The following is a 17,702-nucleotide window of genomic DNA, read 5'->3' as shown; positions in this document are numbered from 1 at the left end:
CTCACGATCCCCGGACGAAGGCTTCCACGGCCTGCCGCCAGTCGCGCAGGGGCTCGAGCCCGGCCCGGGCCCAGGCCTCGTTCTCGAGCGCCGTGAACCCCGGACGGACGGCCGGCCGGCCCAGGTCGCGCCAGGACACCTCCTTCACCGCCACGGCCAGGCCCGTCGACCGCACGGCGTGGTTGACCAGCTCGGCGAAGGTGCAGACGCCCGAGTTGGTCAGGTGGTAGGTGCCGTACGGCGGCCGGATGCGACACATCACGACGAGCGCCTCGGCCAGGTCCTGGGCGTAGGTGGGCGAACCCGTCTGGTCGGCGACGGCGGAGAGCTCGGCTCCCGCGGCGGCCAGGGCGGGGAGCTTCGAGATGAAGTTCTTGCCGCCCGGTCCGTATATCCACGCCGAGCGGACCACCCAGTGGCGGTCCCACACCGTCCGGACCGCCTCCTCGCCCGCCAGCTTCGACCGTCCGTAGACCTGGAGCGGGTTCGGGGTGTCCCCCTCGACGTACGGCGCTCCCTTCGACCCGTCGAAGACGTAGTCGGTGGAGACCAGCACGAGGTCGGCTCCCACCTCCCGGGCGGCCTCCGCGACGTGGCGCGACCCCTCGGCGTTCACCGCGAACGCCCGGTCGGGCTCCCGCTCGCAGACGTCGACCTCGGTGAGGGCCGCCGGATGGACGACCAACGCGGGCGCGTGCTCGGACACGACACGAAGCACCTGCTCGCGATCGGACACGTCCATCTCGTCACGGCCGACGCCGGTCGCATCGTGCCCCGCACGGCCGAACGCGGCGACCGTCTCCCGGCCGAGGAGCCCGCCGGCCCCGGTCACCAGGACCTTCACTAGGTGCGGCTCCAGGCCGTCTCCTCGACCACGGGAGCCCGTCCGCGCAGCGGTTCCCACCAGTCCCGATTGTCCCGGTACCAGGCGACGGTGGAGGCGAGCCCTTCGTCGAACCCGATCCGAGGCTCCCACCCGAGCTCGCGGCGGATCTTCGTCGAGTCGAGGAGGTAGCGGCGGTCGTGGCCGGGCCGGTCGTCGACGAGAGTCTTCAACGACGCGGGCTTCCCGGTCAGCTCGAGTATCGCGTCGGTTATCTCCTCGATGTTGCGCTCGACCCCGCTGCCCACGTTGTAGGTCTCACCGACCCGGCCCTCCCGCAGGACGAGATCGATGGCTCGGCAGTGGTCGAGCACATGGAGCCACTCCCGGCTGTTCCTCGTCGAGCGGTACATCGGGAGCGGCTTGTCGTCCAGCGCGTTCGTGGTGAACAGCGGGATCAGCTTCTCGGGGAACTGGTAGGGGCCGTAGTTGTTCGAGCAGTTGGTGATCGTGACCGGGAGGCCGTAGGTCTCGTGGTAGGCACGCACGGCGTGGTCCCCCCCGGCCTTCGAGGCGCTGTAGGGCGATCGCGGCTGGTACGGCCACTCCTCGTCGAAGCCCCGCGGGTCGTCAAGCTCCAGCTGCCCGTACACCTCGTCCGTCGAGACGTGATGGAACCTCTCCACTCCCACCTGGCGAGCGGCCTCGAGGAGGGCCTGGGTGCCCATCACGTTCGTCCGGAAGAACACGCCCGGGTTCACCACCGAGTAGCTGTTGTGGGACTCGGCCGCGAAGTTGACGACGACCTCGACCCGATGCTCTTCCAGGATCCGCCTCATCAGCTCGCCGTCGCAGATGTCTCCCTCGAGGAAGACCACCCGGTCGGAGACGCCCGCGAGGTTGTCCCGGTTGCCGGCGTACGTGAGCAGGTCCAGCGCGACCACGTGGTCGTCGGGGTGCTCGTCCACCCAGTGGTGGACGAAGTTCGAGCCGATGAAACCGGCGGCGCCCGTGACGAGGATCCTCACGGTTGTCCCTCCTTCTCTCCGTCGCCCGGCCAGACCCGTTCGATCAGCCGGACCAGCGCGCGCTGGGCCTTCGAGGACAGCGCCTCGGACGTGTAGCGGGGCTGGAGCAGGATCCCTCTCATCCCCGCGCGCTGGGCTCCCAGGATATCCGTGATCACCTGGTCCCCCACGTACACGGCGTCGGCCGGGTCGACCTGGAGCATCCGGCACCCCTCGAGGAACGCGCGGGGCGAGGGCTTTCCGGCCGGCGCCACGAAGGGGATGCCCTCCGCGTCGAGGACGGGCCTCACCCAGGAGGCCGAGCAGTTCGACACGACCCCGATCCCCATCCCCGCGTCGCGCACGGCGGAGACGATGGCGCGTCCGTCGGGCGTGAACGGGCCGCCCGGCGGGATCAGCGTGTTCTCGAGGTCGAACAGGACCGCGCGCACGCCGTCGCGGGCGAGCTGGGCGTACGGCACCTGGTCGGCCGTCTCGAACGACATCCAGGGCTGCATCGCCTCGTGCAGCCCGCCTCCGGCCACGAGGCGGCCGAGGTCCGCAGCCCCCCGGACGACCACGCGGGTCCCCCAGACGCACCAGCGGGCCGCGTCGCGAAGGAGGACCGCGGGCGGCCTGGCGGGGGTTCGCTCAGACAACGCCGACGGAGGACTCGTCGCCGATCATGAACCGGTAGGCGACCGGCGTGGCTCCGTCACGCACGACCTCGGCCCGCCGTCCGAGGATGGAGTCGGTGACACGTCGCACGCCGACCAGCCGCGAGGACGCGAGCAGTATCGAGTGCTCGAGCTCGCTGGACTCCACCACGCACTCCGCGCCGATCGCGGTGAACGGCCCGATGTAGGAGTCGACGATCTGGGCGCCGGCCGCTATCGCCACCGGACCCCGCACATGTGACCGGACGATCTTGGCGCCGGGGCCCACGATCACCCGCCCTTCGAGCCTGGAGTCGGCGTCGACCTCGCCCTCGATCAGCGGCTCGATCGTCTCGAGGACGGTCCGGTTGGCGTCGAGCATGTCGTCCTTCTTCCCGGTGTCCAGCCACCAGCCCTTCAGGACGTGCGGCACGACCCGCAGCCCGAGGTCGACCATGTGCTGGATCGCGTCCGTGATCTCGAGCTCGTTGCGCCAGGAGGGTTCTATCTGCCGGGCCGACTCGAAGATGCTCCCGTCGAACAGGTAGACCCCCACGAGGGCGAGGTCGGACGGTGGGTCGGCAGGTTTCTCGACGAGCCTGACGATGCGTTCGCCATCGAGGACGGCGACGCCGAACTGCTGCGGGTTGGGGACCCGGGTGAGGACGATGGACGCGTTCGCCCCCGACCTCTCGAACTCGGAGACGAGCCCCGACACGCCGTCCTCGAGGAGGTTGTCGCCGAGGTACATCACGAACGGGGCGCCCGCCAGGTACCCCTCCGCCGTGAGCACCGCGTGGGCCAGCCCCTTCGGCTCGTCCTGCAGGATGTAGGTGATCCGCAGCCCGAACGCCGAACCGTCGCCCACGGCCGTGCGGATCTCGTCGCCCGTCTGGGGGGCGATGATCACCCCCACCTCCTCGATCCCCGCGCGGGCCAGGTCCTCCAGGACGTAGGAGATGATCGGCTTGTTCGCCACCGGGATCAGCTGCTTGGCCGAGGTGTAGGTGAGCGGACGGAGCCGCGACCCGGTCCCCCCCGCCAGCACGAGCCCGCGCATCCGCGTCACCCGCAGGCACCCGCCGGAGCGGGCGCCCCACCCGGTTGGGGCGCGGCCTGCTCTGCGAGCCCCTCGAAGTCGGACCCGATCAGGACCACGATGTCGGTCCCGCGGTTCAGTCGTCTCGCGTCGGGGAGGTGGTCCGCGACCTGATGTCCCTCTTCCGCGAGCTCCTTCGGGTAGGAGACGACGGTCCGCTGCTGGGGGGTGACGGTCTCTTTGCGGTCGACGACGAATCCTCGCGCCTCGAGCTGCTGCGAGACCTCCTCGAGCAGCCCGCGGCCGGATGCGTCCTCGACGGCGACGTGGGGAGCGAGGGCTCGGGCCGGGTCACGGACATCGCGCATCGCCTCGAAGATCCGCTGCGCCTTGCGCTCGTCCATGATCACCACCGACTGACGGTTCATGTTGGACAGCCGGCCCGGCACGGACAGGGTCGCTATCTGGTCGACCCCAACCCGCTTCACGCTGAGGGCCAGCCGCAGCATGTCGTCGAGGTTGAAGTTCGGGTCCACCGTCGCGTTCTGGGCGAAGGCCTCGCCGAGCCTCTTCACCCGCAGGGGGTTGCCCATCACGGTGGGGCGTCCGACCTTCTGGACCACCGCCCGCATGAACTGCTGCTGGCGGCGTATGCGTCCGAAGTCCCCGTCCCCCGAGGAGTGTCGCGACCTCACGAACGTGAGCGCCGCGTTGCCCTCCAGGTGGTTGTGACCGGCTGGGAGCCGGAAGTTCAGCTTCGGGTCGTACATCCTCTCGTCGAGGCAGACGTCGATGCCCCCGATGGCATCGACCATCCTCCGGAAACCGTGGAAGTCCACCTCGATGTAGTGGTTGATCGGGATGCCGGTCAGGTCCTGGACGGTGTCGATCACGGCCTGTGGGCCGCGCGCGTACGACGAGTTGATCTTGGCCTTGCCGCCGCCCGCCACATCGACCCAGAGGTCGCGCGGGAAGTGAAGGAGCGTGCCTCTCGTCTCGGCGGGGACGATCTGGGCGATGATGATGGTGTCGGCCAGCTTCTGTCCGCCCCGGCCGAACCTCTGGATGTCCTCTCCGGTGACGCCGGCCCGGGAGTCGCTCCCGATCACGAGGACGTTCATGGCCCCGCCGGCGGCCGCGTCCAGCTTCACGTCGACGCGGGTCATCATCTCGGAGAGGTCGTTGTAGAACCAGGCGATCCCCCCGGCGCCGAGCAGCCCGACGACCACGAGGGACGTGGCGAGGGCGCGCAGCACGCGGTGGCCGCGCCGGGGCGAGGTCAGGGCCTGGTCGAGCCCCGTGCGCCAGCGCTGCAGCTCTTCTTCTTCGGAGACGTATCGCTTGGTACGAGCCAGGGTGGTGCTCCTGGTGCGTTGCCGGGTGGGGGCCGAGCGGCCCGCCTCAGATTAGCAACGCGGACCGGGAGGAGCCCGGTTCCAGTCCGAACGGGCGTTCGCCGGTTGGGTGGAGCTCGAGGACGTTCACCTCGGGGGGCGGCAGCGGCCGGCCGAGCTCCGCCCTCATCATCTGAAGTCCGTCGTCGAAGGCGTCCGGGTCGAGCAGCCGGAGGGGGGCGAACATCTCGCACTCGACCATCCGCAGGTAGTCCTCGTCCAGGACGCGGTTCGGGTAGACGTGGTGGACGGCGGTCCGGCACCCACCCAGCTCGAGGTCGGCCTCGAGGCCCCACCACCAGATCTCGTCGGCGGCGGGCGGGTCGGGGAGCAGGGTCGGGAAGTACCGCCGGAAGAGTCCTTGCCGCTCGGAGTCCGGCGAGCCGCTCACGACGATGATCCTCCCCCCGGGGCGCACGACCCGGCCGGCTTCGGCCAGCACGGCGATCGGGTCGTCCGCGTGGTGCAGGACGTACATCAGGAGCGCCGCGTCGGCGCTGTCCGTCGCGAGGGGGAGCTCCTCCCCGCAGGCCCGGACGAAGCCGAGCTGAGGGTGTCGCCTCCGGCCCTGGACGATCATCGCCGCGCTCGGCTCGACGGCCGTGACCTCGATCCCGCGGCGGGCCAGGGCGGCGGCCGGGGCTCCCGCACCGGCGCCGATGTCGATCAGGCTGCCTCGTCTCCCGAGCTGGTCGGCGAGCTGGTCGATGAAGTCGTCGTCGTGATTGTCACGGTGCCGGGCGTAGTGCTCGGCGATCACGGTGTTGCGGAAGATCTCGGTCATCGGTTTGCCCTCCTCGCGAGCGCTCCCCTGCCTCGCTGGTGTGGGCTCTCCCCAGTGCCCTTCCGACACCATGGGAAACGGACGTGACCGCCCCTCCCGTCGGGTGTTCAGGAGAGGATCTTGCGGGCGATCACCACCCGCTGGATCTGGTTGGTCCCCTCGTAGATCTGGGTGATCTTGGCGTCCCGCATCATCCGCTCCACCGGGTACTCGCCGATGTACCCGTACCCTCCGAGGACCTGCACGGCATCGGTGGTGACGCTCATCGCCGTGTCGGAGGCGAAGCACTTCGCGTACGCGGAGTGCAGCCCCAGGTCGGGGTGCCGGGCGTCCGCCATCGCCGAGGCCTGGTAGGTGAGCAGCCGCGCGGCCTCGATCCGCATGGCCATGTCCGCGAGCATGAACTGCACGGCCTGGAAGCCGGCTATGGGCTGTCCGAACTGCTGCCTCTCCTTCGCGTACCCGCGGGCGAAGTCGTACGCCCCCTGCGCGATCCCGACGGCCTGTGCGCCGATGGTGAGGCGCGTCTGGTCGAGCGCCTGCATGGCGATCTTGAACCCCTGGCCCTCTTCCCCGATCAGCCGGTCGGCCGGGATGGCGCACTCGGTGAAGATGACCTCGGCCGTGGTGGAGCCTCGGATCCCCATCTTCTCCTCGTGCTTGCCCACCTCGAACCCGGGGTCGTCGGCATGGACCACGAACGCCGAGATGCCCCGCGTGCCCGCGTCGGGGTTGGTCTTCGCGTAGACGATGTAGTACCGCGAGATCCCCGCGTTCGTGATGAACCGCTTCGTGCCGTTCAGGACCCACCCGTCTCCCGTGCGACGGGCGGTCGTCTTCATCGCCCCCGCGTCGGAACCGGACTCCGGCTCGGTCAGGCAGTAGGAGACCATCGCTTCTCCGCGGGCCACCTCGCCGAGGTAACGCGTCCTCTGCTCCTCCGAGCCGGCTATGAGGATCGGCATCGAGCCGAGCTTGTTCACACCCGGGATCAGCGAAGAGGAGGCGCAGACGCGAGCGATCTCCTCGATGTAGATCGAGTAGGAGATGGAGTCCGCCCCCGAGCCCCCGTACGTCTCCGGGACGTGCAGACCGAGCAGGTCGTTGCGCTTGAGGACCTCGAAGACGTCCCAGGGGAACTCCCCCGTGCGGTCGATCTCGCCCGCCCGCGGAGCGATCCTCTCCTCGGCGATCGATCGGACGGTCTTGCGGAGCAGCTCCTGCTCCTCGGTCAGCGCGAACAGCATCGTTCCTCCTCGGCCTCGTGGGAGACAAGGGTACAGACGACTCCCAACGGGAGCAGGGGGTCCGCGCTGGGCGACCGTAACCGTCGTGGCCTCCGGCTCCCCGGGCGTGGCGACGTGGCCACGACGAGCTGCGGGGTGGCGTAACTTGACCGCGTGCGGGTAACCGGAGAACGCGACCACCACCGCAGCCTCGTCTCCCGGCTGGCGGCCCCCGTCGCGTGGGCGGTCGCGGTCACGTCGCTGGGACTCCTTCTCGGACCCCTCGTGGCCGCTCTCCTCGGGGACGGACCGGTCCTGACCGAGGACGCGCTGTGGACGCTCGCCTGGGTAGGGTTCCCCATCTCAGGGGCCATCGTGGCTTCCCGGCGGCCCCGCCACCCGGTCGGCTGGACCCTGCTCGGCATCGGGTCCGCGGTCCCCCTCGCGCTCCAGCTGTTGAGCCTGGCCGACCGTGTCCAGCGATCGGGGGGAGACGCGGCCCCACCGGCCCTCCTCGGTCAGCTCACCTTCATCATCGGGTTGGCCCTCATACCCACCCTCGTCCTCCTGTTCCCCTCGGGCAGGCTCCCCTCGCCGGGGTGGCGCACCCCTGCCGCGTGCGCGTACGCGTGGTTCGGTCTCCTGTTCGTCGCCTACGCGACCCGGGGCTTCATCGAGGCGGGAGGGGGCGTGCGCATCCCCAACCCGCTGGCCGTCGCGCCGCTCGCCGGCCCGCTCGAGGTGGTCATCCCGATCCTGTTCATAGGGGCGATCGCGATCACCGTGGCGGTGATAGGGCACTCGGTCTGGAGGTTCGTGCGGGCGCGTGGGAGCGAACGACAGCAGCTGAAGTGGTTCGTCTCCGCGGCGGCTCTCTTCCCGGTGCTCATGATGGGTGCCCTGGTCACGGGCCACAGCCTGGCCGGGGCGGTCTTCGCCACCTCGGCCTGGGTCCTCAGCCTCAACGGCATGGCCGCCGGGATCGCCATAGCCGTGATGCGGTACCGCCTGTACGACATCGACCGGGTGGTGAGCCGGACCTTCTCCTATGCGGTCGTCGTCACCGTCCTCGGTCTCCTCTACTGGGGGACGATCGCGGCGGCGGGCCCGCTCCTGCGCCCGTTCGTGGGCTCGTCCGACCTGGGGGTGGCCGTGTCCACCCTCGCCGTGGCCGCTGCCTTCGGCCCCGTCCTCCGGCGCGTGCGGTCCATCGTGGATCATCGCTTCAACCGCCGGCCGTACGACGCCGCCCGGACCGTCGAGGAGTTCGCCGCCCGGCTGCGCGACGAGCTGGACCTGGAGGCGCTGGGAGCCGAACTGGTCCGGGTCACCGAGACGACGATGCAGCCCGGACACATCTCCCTGTGGCTGCGGGAGGATCGCGGGGCTGGCCGGGCCGTCATACGCTGAGAGCCGACCGGAAGTCACCCGCGACCTGTAACCTGCCTTGATCCCTCCCCCGAACGGGGGATGCCTCCTCCCGCTCGGGAGGCAGGTCTGAGGGGCTTGTGCGTATAAGGACGCAGACGGGGCGGCCTGGCCCGACCAGGATGGGGACGTCTTCCGGGGCATCGTCAGGAGGGTCATATGGACGTCTGGGCTCCACACGGGCGCCTTCGCCGCGCGCGGAGGGCTTCCGAGGGTCGTAGGAGATCGGCTGCGCTGATCGCCGTCCTGCTCGCGGTCGGGCTCATGCCCACCGTGGGCGCGGGAGCCGAGGGCCCCGCGGTCGTCGAGCCCCAGCGCGTCGGGAAGATCGCCTTCCAGAGCGACGCCGCCGGGAACCACGACGTGTGGATCATGAACGGCGACGGCAGCGGACAGCGCAAGCTCAACGCCGACCCGGCCCGGGTGGACAAGGAGGACGGCCAGCCCCGCTTCTCCGAGGACGGCACGAGGATCGTCTTCGCCAGCTGCCGCAACGACGTGCAGCCCATCCCCTGCGTGCTGGGCGACATCTCGAAGGCGGTGGGCAACGCCGACATCTTCACGATGCGCCCGGACGGGTCCGAGCAGCGTCAGGTGACCTCCAACCTCGCCCACGACGGGATCCCCGACCCGTCCCCCGACGGGCGCCGGATCGCCTTCACCTCGATCCGCAACCTCAACACCGACGTCTACCTGATCGACGCGGAGGGCGGGAACGAGCGCAGGCTCACCACCAACGCCGCCCGCGACCACTCCCCCTCCTGGTCGCCGGACGCCACCCGCATCGCCTTCGTCAGCGAGCGGACCGGCAACGGCGACATCTACGTCATGAACGCGGACGGGACCAACCCGGTGCGCCTGACCACGAACGCCGCCTCTGACGGACAGCCCACCTGGTCTCCCGACGGCACCGAGATCGCGTTCGTGAGCGACCGGACCGGCAACGGCGACATCTACGTCATGAACGCCGACGGCACGGGACAGACCCGACTCACCTCGAGCAGCGGCGCCGACCGTCACCCCGCGTTCGCGCCGGACGGGGCGGCCATAGCCTTCTCGAGCAACAGGGACGGCAACGACGAGATCTACGTGATGAACGCAGACGGCAGCGGCCAGACGCGCATCACCGACAACCCCGCCACCGATACGGCCCCGACGTGGGTGGAGGACGTGGCGGTCACGGCCAGCGCCACGAGCGTGCCGGCGAGCCCGGCTTCGATACCGGCCGCCCGCGTCCCCCTCGTCCGGACCTCCCCCAACACGACGGGGACGGCAGGGGACAGCATCCGGCTCGAGGGCATCGGGCTGGGCGGGGACAGCATCCGACTCGAGGGCATCGGTCTCGGGGGGGACAGCATCCGACTCGAGGCGATCGGGCTAGGCGGCGACAGCATCCCGCTCGAGGCGATCGGGCTAGGCGGCGACAGCATCCGCCTCGAGGCGATCGGGCTCGGCGGGGACAGCATCCGCCTCGAGGGCATCGGGCTGGCCTGGCTCGACGGACTGAAGACCGTCCCCCTCTCCTCGATCTCGCTCTCCGGCTCCCCCACCTGGACCGAGGTGCTCGTGGGGACGCCGTTCGAGGGTCGCCCGGAGCACGCGGTCTCACTCGGTGAGCTGGTCGTCGCCGAGGACAAGGTGGCACCGACGGTTCACCAGATCCCGCTGGCCCGCTTCGACCTGACCCAGCCGCCCTTCAAGGGCTTCCGCGCGGACGCGTTCCTGCTCGGCCGCACCAGGTGGCGCAACATCACCTCCCCTCTGAGTGGTGGCTGGTGCCCCCGGTTCGAGGCGCTCGGTTTCCCCAACTGCGGCGAGGCCTTCGGAGGGTTGGACGGGACCCCCCTGCGGGCCCAGGTCGCCGGCCTCACCTTCGACGACCCGGCGAAGCCGGTCCCGCTGCACACCGTCGAGCTCGGCGACATGGTCCTGGCCCCGGACGCTCCCGTCCGCCACCTGTCGGTGTCCGCGCTCGACCTCGGGATCACGAGCCTCGGCTTGGTCCGGACCACCCAGCTGTCCGATCCCGGCGCGGTCGTCGACTGTGCGCGGGTGTCCTGCTCCGGCGGCGGCGTGACGCTGCACGACGCGGCGTCGCTCATCCCCAGCGCGGTCCGCGGCACCGCGACGGTGGCGCATCTCGGGAGCGCGGCCTCGGACGTGACGGCGAACGAGCTGCTGCTCGGTCTGTCAAGGCTGTTCCCCTTCGAGTCGGTTCCCTGGAGCAGCCTCGGGATCAGGGGATGGCGGGGAGACGTCTCGAGCTCGATCACGTACGGGGTCCGTTACGCACCGGTCGGCATCCCGCGCGCGAACAGCCCCCGCGTCGAGCTCCGCTTCCCGGCCTCGTTCTTCTTCGACTCGGCCACCTACGCGGTGAGGGTGGGGACGGCTCCCGCCGGCGCACCCGTCGCCCTAGAACCGGAGATACAGCAGACGCAGACGGAGACCGTCCTCACGTTCCAGCTCCCGGACGTCGCAACGGGGTCGAGCGTGACGCTCTCACCGGTGATGCGTCCGGGCGGCCGGCTCGGCTCGGCCCGTCCCATCGTCAAGGTGTCGACGGCCGACGGCGCGGTGAACGAGGTCCGCAGGCGGACGCCGGTCGTCACCGTCACCGACACGTTCGAGCCCAACGGGGCAGACACGCCGACCCCGATCGAGCCGAACGTCCTCTACACCTCGTTCACCCTCGACGGCGACCACGACTTCTTCACGCTTCCCCCCCAGCCGAAGGGGACGCTCGTGACGTTCCTCCTCGGGGGCCACGGCGCCGACCGGGACCTCGCGGTCTGGAGCGCAGAGGACCCCATCCCTCCGCTCCGTCAGCCCGGGGCGACACCGCAGACGATGCACCTGGCGGGCGACGACGGTGTCTCGTTCGACAACGCGTCGCGCCTGCAGCAGACCGATTCTGTGGAGCTGCCCGCGCTCGAAGGGATGCGCCTCGTGGGTCTGTCCCAGAACCGTGAGGACTCGAGCGAGCGAGTGAGCGTCATGTCCAGAGGCGGGTCGAGCCCGTACCTCGTCCAGGTCGCGCCCTACAACGGTGCGTCCAGCGAGGAGCCGTACACGCTGAGGGTCCGCCTGACCCGCACCCGGGACGCCGGCTCGTGCGCACCCACTGTGTTCGCCAACAGCGACCCGCGGGCTGGGCTCACGAACGCTCCGCTGCCGTCCAGCCTCCCCACCGGGACGCGGACGCTGATCGTCTACCCCCACGAGAGGTGGTCGGCGAGGTACGGCGCGGCGGCTGCCAACAGCGTGCTCTCGAAGCTGAACGAGCTGGCCGCCCACCCGAAGGTCTCGGGGGTCGTCGTCCCGATCGACGCGGCACCCGGGGTCCTCACCGCGTACCAGAGGTGGGACGCCAACCCGTGTGCGGTCGAGGAGGGCAACTCGGTCCTGAGGGCGTCCAACGACCACCTCGACGTCCTCTTCGCCTCGCCCGGCGGCCGGACGGTCCAGAACGTGGTCCTCGTGGGCGACCACCTGATGACGCCCATGGGGGCGCTTCCCGACCTGACGGAGTGGGGCAACGAGAGCACGTACGCCGCCTCCATGCCCTACTCCACCGCGAACGCCATGAACGGAGCGGCGGCGACGGGCCACGTCCTGTCCGACGACCCATGGCTGGACCTGTCTCCGACCCAGGTCCCGGGCAGCTGGTTGTACACGCCCGACCTGGCCGGTGGGCGGCTGGTGGAGAACACGTCCAGCGTCATAGCGGCCGTCGACGCCTTCATCGCGTCCAACGGAGTGCTGTCGCCGGGCACGGCTCTGTCCACCGCGACCGACTTCATGAAGGACCTCGGAGAAGAGGTGCGACGGACGACCGAGCGCGCCTTCGGCGCGAGGAAGACCGCATCCCTCATCGGAGACGGCTGGTCCTACGACGACCTGCGCTCTGCGCTGCTCGGCAGCAGCCGCAAGGACGTGGTCGGGATGCAGGTGCACTCGGACGGCCACCGCATGCTGCCTCCCGCTAACCCGCCGAGGCCGCTCTCCACCGCGGATATCGACGCTACGGGGGGCAACGTCGGGCGGATCTGGTTCTCGATGGGCTGCCACACCGGGGAGCTGCGTCCGGACCACCTCAGCCCGGGGGCGGCGGGTCGCGACTGGGCGCAGACGCTCGCCCGGCGCGCGTCGGTCTTCGTCGGCCAGACCGGGTACGGACTCGGCGGACGCCACACCTACGACCTGTCCGAGCCGATCGTCGGCGGGTTCGCCGACCTGCTCCTCACCAAGAGGACGGACGGCACGACGGCGATGACGGCGGGCCAGGCGCTCGCCGTGTCGAAGCTGCGCGAGATGGCGGCCAACGGGGTTCCGGGGGTCTACCACGCGAAGGCATCACAGCAGGCGACGCTCTTCGGGCTCCCGATGTACCAGGTCGGGACCGGTTCGGTCCCCGCCGCATCGGTGGGGGCCGGCTTCGGCGCCACCGGCGACCCCGCGCCGACCCTCGGTACGGACCCGGCGACCGGGCTGACCTTCACCGACGTGTCGGTCACGCCGACGCACGAGACGGTCGCGACGGCGGAGGGCCAGTACCTGCGGGTGGCCGGCCACGCGCCGCAGGTCACCCACCACCGGCCCGTCCTTCCGCGCTTCAGCCGGCGGGTCACCGCTCCGGGCGTCAGCGCGCGCGGCGTGACCATCGAGTCGTACGCGAGCGTGGACCAGGGCCCGTGGAACCCGGTGATCGCCAAGCCGCTCACGGCGGCAGGCAACGGGGTGCAGCAGCCGGGGTCGGAGTTCTCCGGGATCGAGTTCCCGGGGGTTCCGGCCAGGGTCGACCACCGGGCCGGACAGGACACCCTCGTGGCCATCACGGGGGCCTTCTCCGGGCGCGGCCACGACTCCTCGGGACAGGTGGTCGGGCGACACCGCAGGGTGACGAGCGGGACGTGGAGGGTCTGGTACTCCAACAGCTCCGACGTGACCCCGCCGTCCTGGACGAGCTTCAAGGTCACGACGGCAGGTAGCCAGGCCCAGATCGCGGCGGTGGTCGACGACAACGGGGGACCGGCCAACGTGGCGCGGGTCTCGGCGCTCGTCCTCGACGCGAGCGGACTGTGGAGGCACGTCGTCCTGGCCCGTGACGCCGGCGACCCGCGCAGGTTCGCGGCGCAGGTGTCCTACCAGGGTCCGGGACTCGAGGTGATGGGCCAGGTGCTCGACCGGGCCGGCAACTCGCGGATCCTCAGCAACAAGGGCGGCGACTTCGCCGGCCTGGACCTCCCGTCGTTCGGCGGGCCGAGGTACGCGGTCGACGGACCGTACTCGCCCTACCTGGGCAAGACCGTCCAGGCGGGATCGACGGTCCCGGTCAAGTTCGGCATCTCGGAGAACGGGGTCCCGGTCGTCCGCCTCTCGGCGGTCTCGGGCATCTCCTCCTACCGGGTCGACTGTGCGACGGCGGCCCCGGCGGCCGGCGCCACGTCGGTGGCGGAGGACATGGCGGGGCTATCGGTGGGCAGGGACCAGACGTACCACTACAACTGGCAGACGAGGGCTCAGCACGCGGGCGGATGCACCGTGCTCGCGATATCGCTCGACGACGGGTCCGTCCATCCGGTCCTGTTCCGCTTCAAGGGGTGACCCGAGGGGGCCCGGCGGCCACGGCCGCCGGGCCCGCGGGAACCGGCACCCGCGGGACGGCTACCACCCCGAGCCGGTCCAGGATCGAGCCTGCCGCCTCCCGCAGCTCCGCCGACGGGAGCCCCTCCGCCTCGGACAGATCGGCGAGCGCGAGCTGGGTCAGGGCGGCTTCGTAGAGCGACCCGGATTCGTCGGCCGCGTCCCGGCTCTCCTCGAGGGCCCGGCGCGCCTCCCGGTGGTCGCCCCGTCCCAGCCACGCGTAGCCGAGGACCCTGTAGGCGATCGCTTTCACCGAGGCGCCCGCGGCGCCCAGGGCGGCCTGCGCGTGCTCGCCTGCCTCGTCCCACCGTCCCTCGAGCGCGTACCTCTCGGCCGCGAACGCCTGCGCGGTCGCGCCCGCGGGTGAGCCGTCCGACATGGGGAGGACCTGTTCGAACCACCTGTCCGCCTCGTCGAACCGTCCGGACCGCGCCTCGCACTGCGCCAGCGATCGCATGGCCCACTGGATCCCGTAGGAGAACCCCGCCCCCCGCATCGTGGGGAGGATGGAGGTGAAGATCTCCCGGGCCCGGGCGTGGTGGCCCTGGTCGGCGAGGATCGCCGCCGCGTTGCCTCGCGCCACCGCCGCCGCCAGCACGTTCCCGGCGCTATGCGACGAGCGGGAGGCCCGCTCGAACAGCTCGGCCGCCTCGGAGAGCCTCCCGCGGGAGTGAGCCGACGTCCCGAGGTTGTTCAGGACCAGCGCCGCGAAGGCCGGGAGCCCCTCGCTCTCGAAGATGGCCAGGGCCTTCCGCCCGAGGTCGTCGGCGCCTTCGTCTCCGCGGTCGGCGGTGATCATCTGCAGCATCGTGTAGGCGTGTCCCATCCCGGGACGGTCCCCGGTCGCCTCCGCGTCGCGCAGACCCTCGAGGGCCCGCTCCTCCGCCTCCTTGAGCCGACCGCGCTCCCTGAGCACCGAGGCGTACGCCATCGGCAGGCGCCACCTCCCGTCCCGGGAGCCGGCCGTGTCGAGCAGCTTGAGCCCTCTCGAGTAGAGGGAGAGGGCGCGCCTCAGCTCTCCCAGGCGCGCCAGGACCGCTCCCTGCCTCTGGTAGAGCAGCGCCGAGCGGCCCGGGTCGTCGGTGAGGCGGCGCGCGGTGCGGTACGCCTCCCCGGCCTCCGCCAGGCGCCCCGTCCACTGCAGCGACTCCCCGAGCTCGAACCAGGCCTGGACGACGTCGTCGATCTCCAGGTCGAGCGCCGAGACGGACCCGAGCGCGCGGCGGTAGAGCTCCACCGCGGTGGAGAAGGCCGACCTCTCCCTGGCCTGCCGGGCAGCCGTCAGCGCGTACGTCCACGCTCGCTCGTGGTCCCGGGCGTTGTGGAAGTGGAAGGACAGGAGCGCCGGGTCCGCCCGGCCCTCGAGCACCAGGCCGATCCGTTGGTGCGTGCGCACGCGCACCTTGAACGGGAGACCCTCGTACGCCACCTCCTGATAGAGCGGCCGCTTGAACCTGATCGTGCCGTCGGTGTGCTCGACGAAGTCGTGGAGCCGCCGGACGGCCTCCGTGCCCTCTTCCCCGTCCGCCAGCTCGTCGACCAGAGCCTCCTCGAACTCCCGTCCGAGCACGGACAGCCTGCGCAGGAGGGTCCGGTCGGTGGGCGGGAGCTCGTCGATCCGCTCCGCCACGATCGACTCGACCGACGAGGGCGGGACGTCCCCGGCGGGACGGGACACAAGCTCGAGCAGGAAGAGCGGGTTCCCGGCGGACCGGTCCGCGAGCCGGGCGGCGGACTCGGGGAGGAGGGCGCCTCCCGATGCGGCGACGGCCAGGGCGGCCGCGTCCTCCGACGGCAGGGGGTCCAGGCGCACGGTCGTCGCGTCCCCGACGGGTTGGGTCGCCTCGTCCCGCAGCGTCATCACCATCAGCCACGGGAGCCGGCCGACCTCTTTCGAGATCGAGCGCAGGGCGTCCGCGGACGCCGCGTCGAGCCAGTCGGCCCCCTCAACGACCCACAGGGTCGGACCTGGCCGAGCCGCCTCGAGGAGACGGAGCACGGCCTGCTCGATCAACGGGCGGCGGAACGCCGGCTCGACGTGTCTCGTCTCTTCGGTGTCCGGGAGGTCCAACCCCAGGACCGCGGCGATGAGCGGCGCCCGTCCTTCCAGCGCCGGGTCGAGCCGGCGGATGGCCCGGACGAGCGTCGACCTCGTCGGACGCTCTCCCAGCGCGGCCGCGAGCAGCTGGGCGAGCGCGTGGTACGGCTCGAGCCCCACCCGCGGGTGAGCCGTCGCCTCGAGCGCCTCCCCTCCCACCAGGGCTACGAGCTCCTCGACGATCTTCGACTTGCCCACGCCGGGCTCCCCGACGACCTGCACGACCGAGCCGTGCCCGGCGAGCGCACCGGCCCAAGCCTCCGCGAGGGCCTGCATCTCGAGCTCCCGCCCGATGATCGGGAGGTCCGCCTGGACACGCGACCGGACGCCGACCGGGGGTCCCACCCACGCGGCGTGCTGAGGCTCCGTCTTCCCCTTGACGTAGAACGGTTCGAGCTCCTTCGTCTCGAAGACCGTCGAGGACCGCTCCAGCACCCTGGTCGAGGCGAGCAGGCACCCGGGGGCCCCGCGCCCCATGATCCGGGCAGCCGTGTTCACCGTGTCCCCCATCACCGTGTAGGTGCGGCGGTAGGTCGGCCCGACCGATCCCGCGAACACGTAGCCGCGGTCCACGCCGGCGGTCAGGGCGAGGTTGCGGGTGCGGTCCAGGATCGTCCGCAGCGTGAGCAGCATCCGCTCGTCGTCGTCCGGGGTCGTCCGCGGCGCACCCGCCGTGAGCAGGATCTTCCCACCGTCGTGCAGGACGTCGGTCCCGAGGATGCAGACGTCCTGCTGGGACGCCGCCTCCTGGACCGTGTCCACCAGTCGTTCGAGCCTGTCCTGCACCGTGGCCGCCCGCCCGGCCGCGAGCGCCGCGTCGAGCCCCGAGAACCTGAGGAACCCCATCGTCACCTGACGGTGCTCGGCGTCGTCCGAACCGGCCCGCAGGATCTCCCGGAGGGCGGTGGGGATCAGCGGCGCCGCGTCGACGTCGGCCGGCGGCATGGGGGTGGGCGCGGCGTCGGCCTCGCCGGGGGCGCGGACCAGCAGCACGCCGGGCTCGACCGCGGCCCCCAGGCACCTACCGTCCAGCATCGCGGCCGTCTCGGGGCTGACCAGGATCTGACCCGGACCGGCGGCCGCCTCCATCTGCAGCGTCCTCGTGATCGTCGGGCCGGTGACGATCAGCTCACGATGCATCCGGCCGACGAGGAACAGGTGAAGGGGGCCGCTGTGCACACCCGCGGACATCCGGAGCCGGACCTCCCCCCCGCTCGTCCGCACGCGGCCGACCTCGCGCAGGGCGGTCCTCATGGACGCCGCCGCGTGGCACGCGCGCGACGCATGCCCCGGACCGTCGAACGAGAGCAGGAGCGCGTCCCCGCCGAACTTGAGCAACCCGCCTCCGACCCGGTACGCCCGGTCGAGCAGCTCGCTGAACGTGTCGCTGATGACCTCGGTGAGCTCCTCCGCCCCGACCTTCCCGCGCCGGGCGAGCCGCTCCGAGAGCGCCGTGAATCCCGAGACGTCGATCATCAGGACGCTCGCGTCGAGCTTGCGGCGCTTGACGTCGGGACGCTCCTTCAGCCACTCGAGGGCGAGGCGCGGAACGTAGGCGTGCAGGGGGCCCGGCGTCGGGGGTGCAGGCATGTCGCCCCAGT

The 17,702-nt window shown here is 71.2% G+C and carries 10 protein-coding genes; 2 read left to right on the top strand and 8 right to left on the bottom strand.

The annotated features are described in order from the left end of the window. Position 1: 1 nt before the first annotated feature. From rfbD to VM840_12735, 7 genes are all read right to left on the bottom strand, one after another. A complete protein-coding gene (gene rfbD, locus VM840_12765) occupies positions 2–844 on the bottom strand; it encodes a dTDP-4-dehydrorhamnose reductase (protein ID HVL82453.1) in 843 nt (280 codons plus the stop codon). Next, entirely contained in the window at positions 844–1,851 is a 1,008-nt protein-coding gene (gene rfbB / locus VM840_12760; protein HVL82452.1) for a dTDP-glucose 4,6-dehydratase, read from the bottom strand. Before rfbB ends, rfbD begins: the two co-directional genes overlap by 1 nt. Next, complete coding sequence (locus VM840_12755; protein HVL82451.1) at positions 1,848–2,489, bottom strand: HAD-IA family hydrolase; 642 nt, start codon at positions 2,487–2,489, stop codon at positions 1,848–1,850. Before VM840_12755 ends, rfbB begins: the two co-directional genes overlap by 4 nt. Continuing rightward, a complete protein-coding gene (locus VM840_12750) occupies positions 2,482–3,546 on the bottom strand; it encodes a glucose-1-phosphate thymidylyltransferase (protein ID HVL82450.1) in 1,065 nt (354 codons plus the stop codon). Before VM840_12750 ends, VM840_12755 begins: the two co-directional genes overlap by 8 nt. Before the next feature lie 5 nt (positions 3,547–3,551). Further along, on the bottom strand, positions 3,552–4,781 hold the full coding sequence (locus VM840_12745; GenBank protein HVL82449.1) for an LCP family protein: 1,230 nt from the start codon (positions 4,779–4,781) through the stop codon (positions 3,552–3,554). Positions 4,782–4,926: 145 nt separating this feature from the next. Continuing rightward, positions 4,927–5,703, bottom strand: coding sequence for a class I SAM-dependent methyltransferase (locus VM840_12740; GenBank protein HVL82448.1), 777 nt, complete (start codon positions 5,701–5,703; stop codon positions 4,927–4,929). A 107-nt stretch (positions 5,704–5,810) separates the two neighbouring features. After that, a complete protein-coding gene (locus VM840_12735) occupies positions 5,811–6,950 on the bottom strand; it encodes an acyl-CoA dehydrogenase family protein (GenBank protein ID HVL82447.1) in 1,140 nt (379 codons plus the stop codon). Positions 6,951–7,103: 153 nt separating this feature from the next. Between VM840_12735 and VM840_12730 the strand changes: the two genes are divergently transcribed. Both VM840_12730 and VM840_12725 read left to right on the top strand, forming a co-directional pair. Further along, a complete protein-coding gene (locus VM840_12730) occupies positions 7,104–8,339 on the top strand; it encodes a hypothetical protein (protein ID HVL82446.1) in 1,236 nt (411 codons plus the stop codon). Positions 8,340–8,516: 177 nt separating this feature from the next. Continuing rightward, entirely contained in the window at positions 8,517–13,964 is a 5,448-nt protein-coding gene (locus VM840_12725) for a PxKF domain-containing protein (GenBank protein ID HVL82445.1), read from the top strand. On the opposite strand, the gene VM840_12720 is transcribed toward VM840_12725, so the two are convergent. Further along, positions 13,954–17,691 (bottom strand): adenylate/guanylate cyclase domain-containing protein, encoded by a 3,738-nt coding sequence (locus VM840_12720; GenBank protein HVL82444.1) that lies wholly within the window; start codon positions 17,689–17,691, stop codon positions 13,954–13,956. The genes VM840_12725 and VM840_12720 overlap by 11 nt on opposite strands. Between the last annotated feature and the right edge of the window lie 11 nt (positions 17,692–17,702).

This window comes from Actinomycetota bacterium, assembly GCA_035540895.1.
GTDB lineage: Bacteria > Actinomycetota > JAICYB01 > JAICYB01 > JAICYB01 > DATLFR01.
Note: the sequence above shows the minus strand (reverse complement) of the source record. Positions and strands in the feature narration are given on the sequence as shown.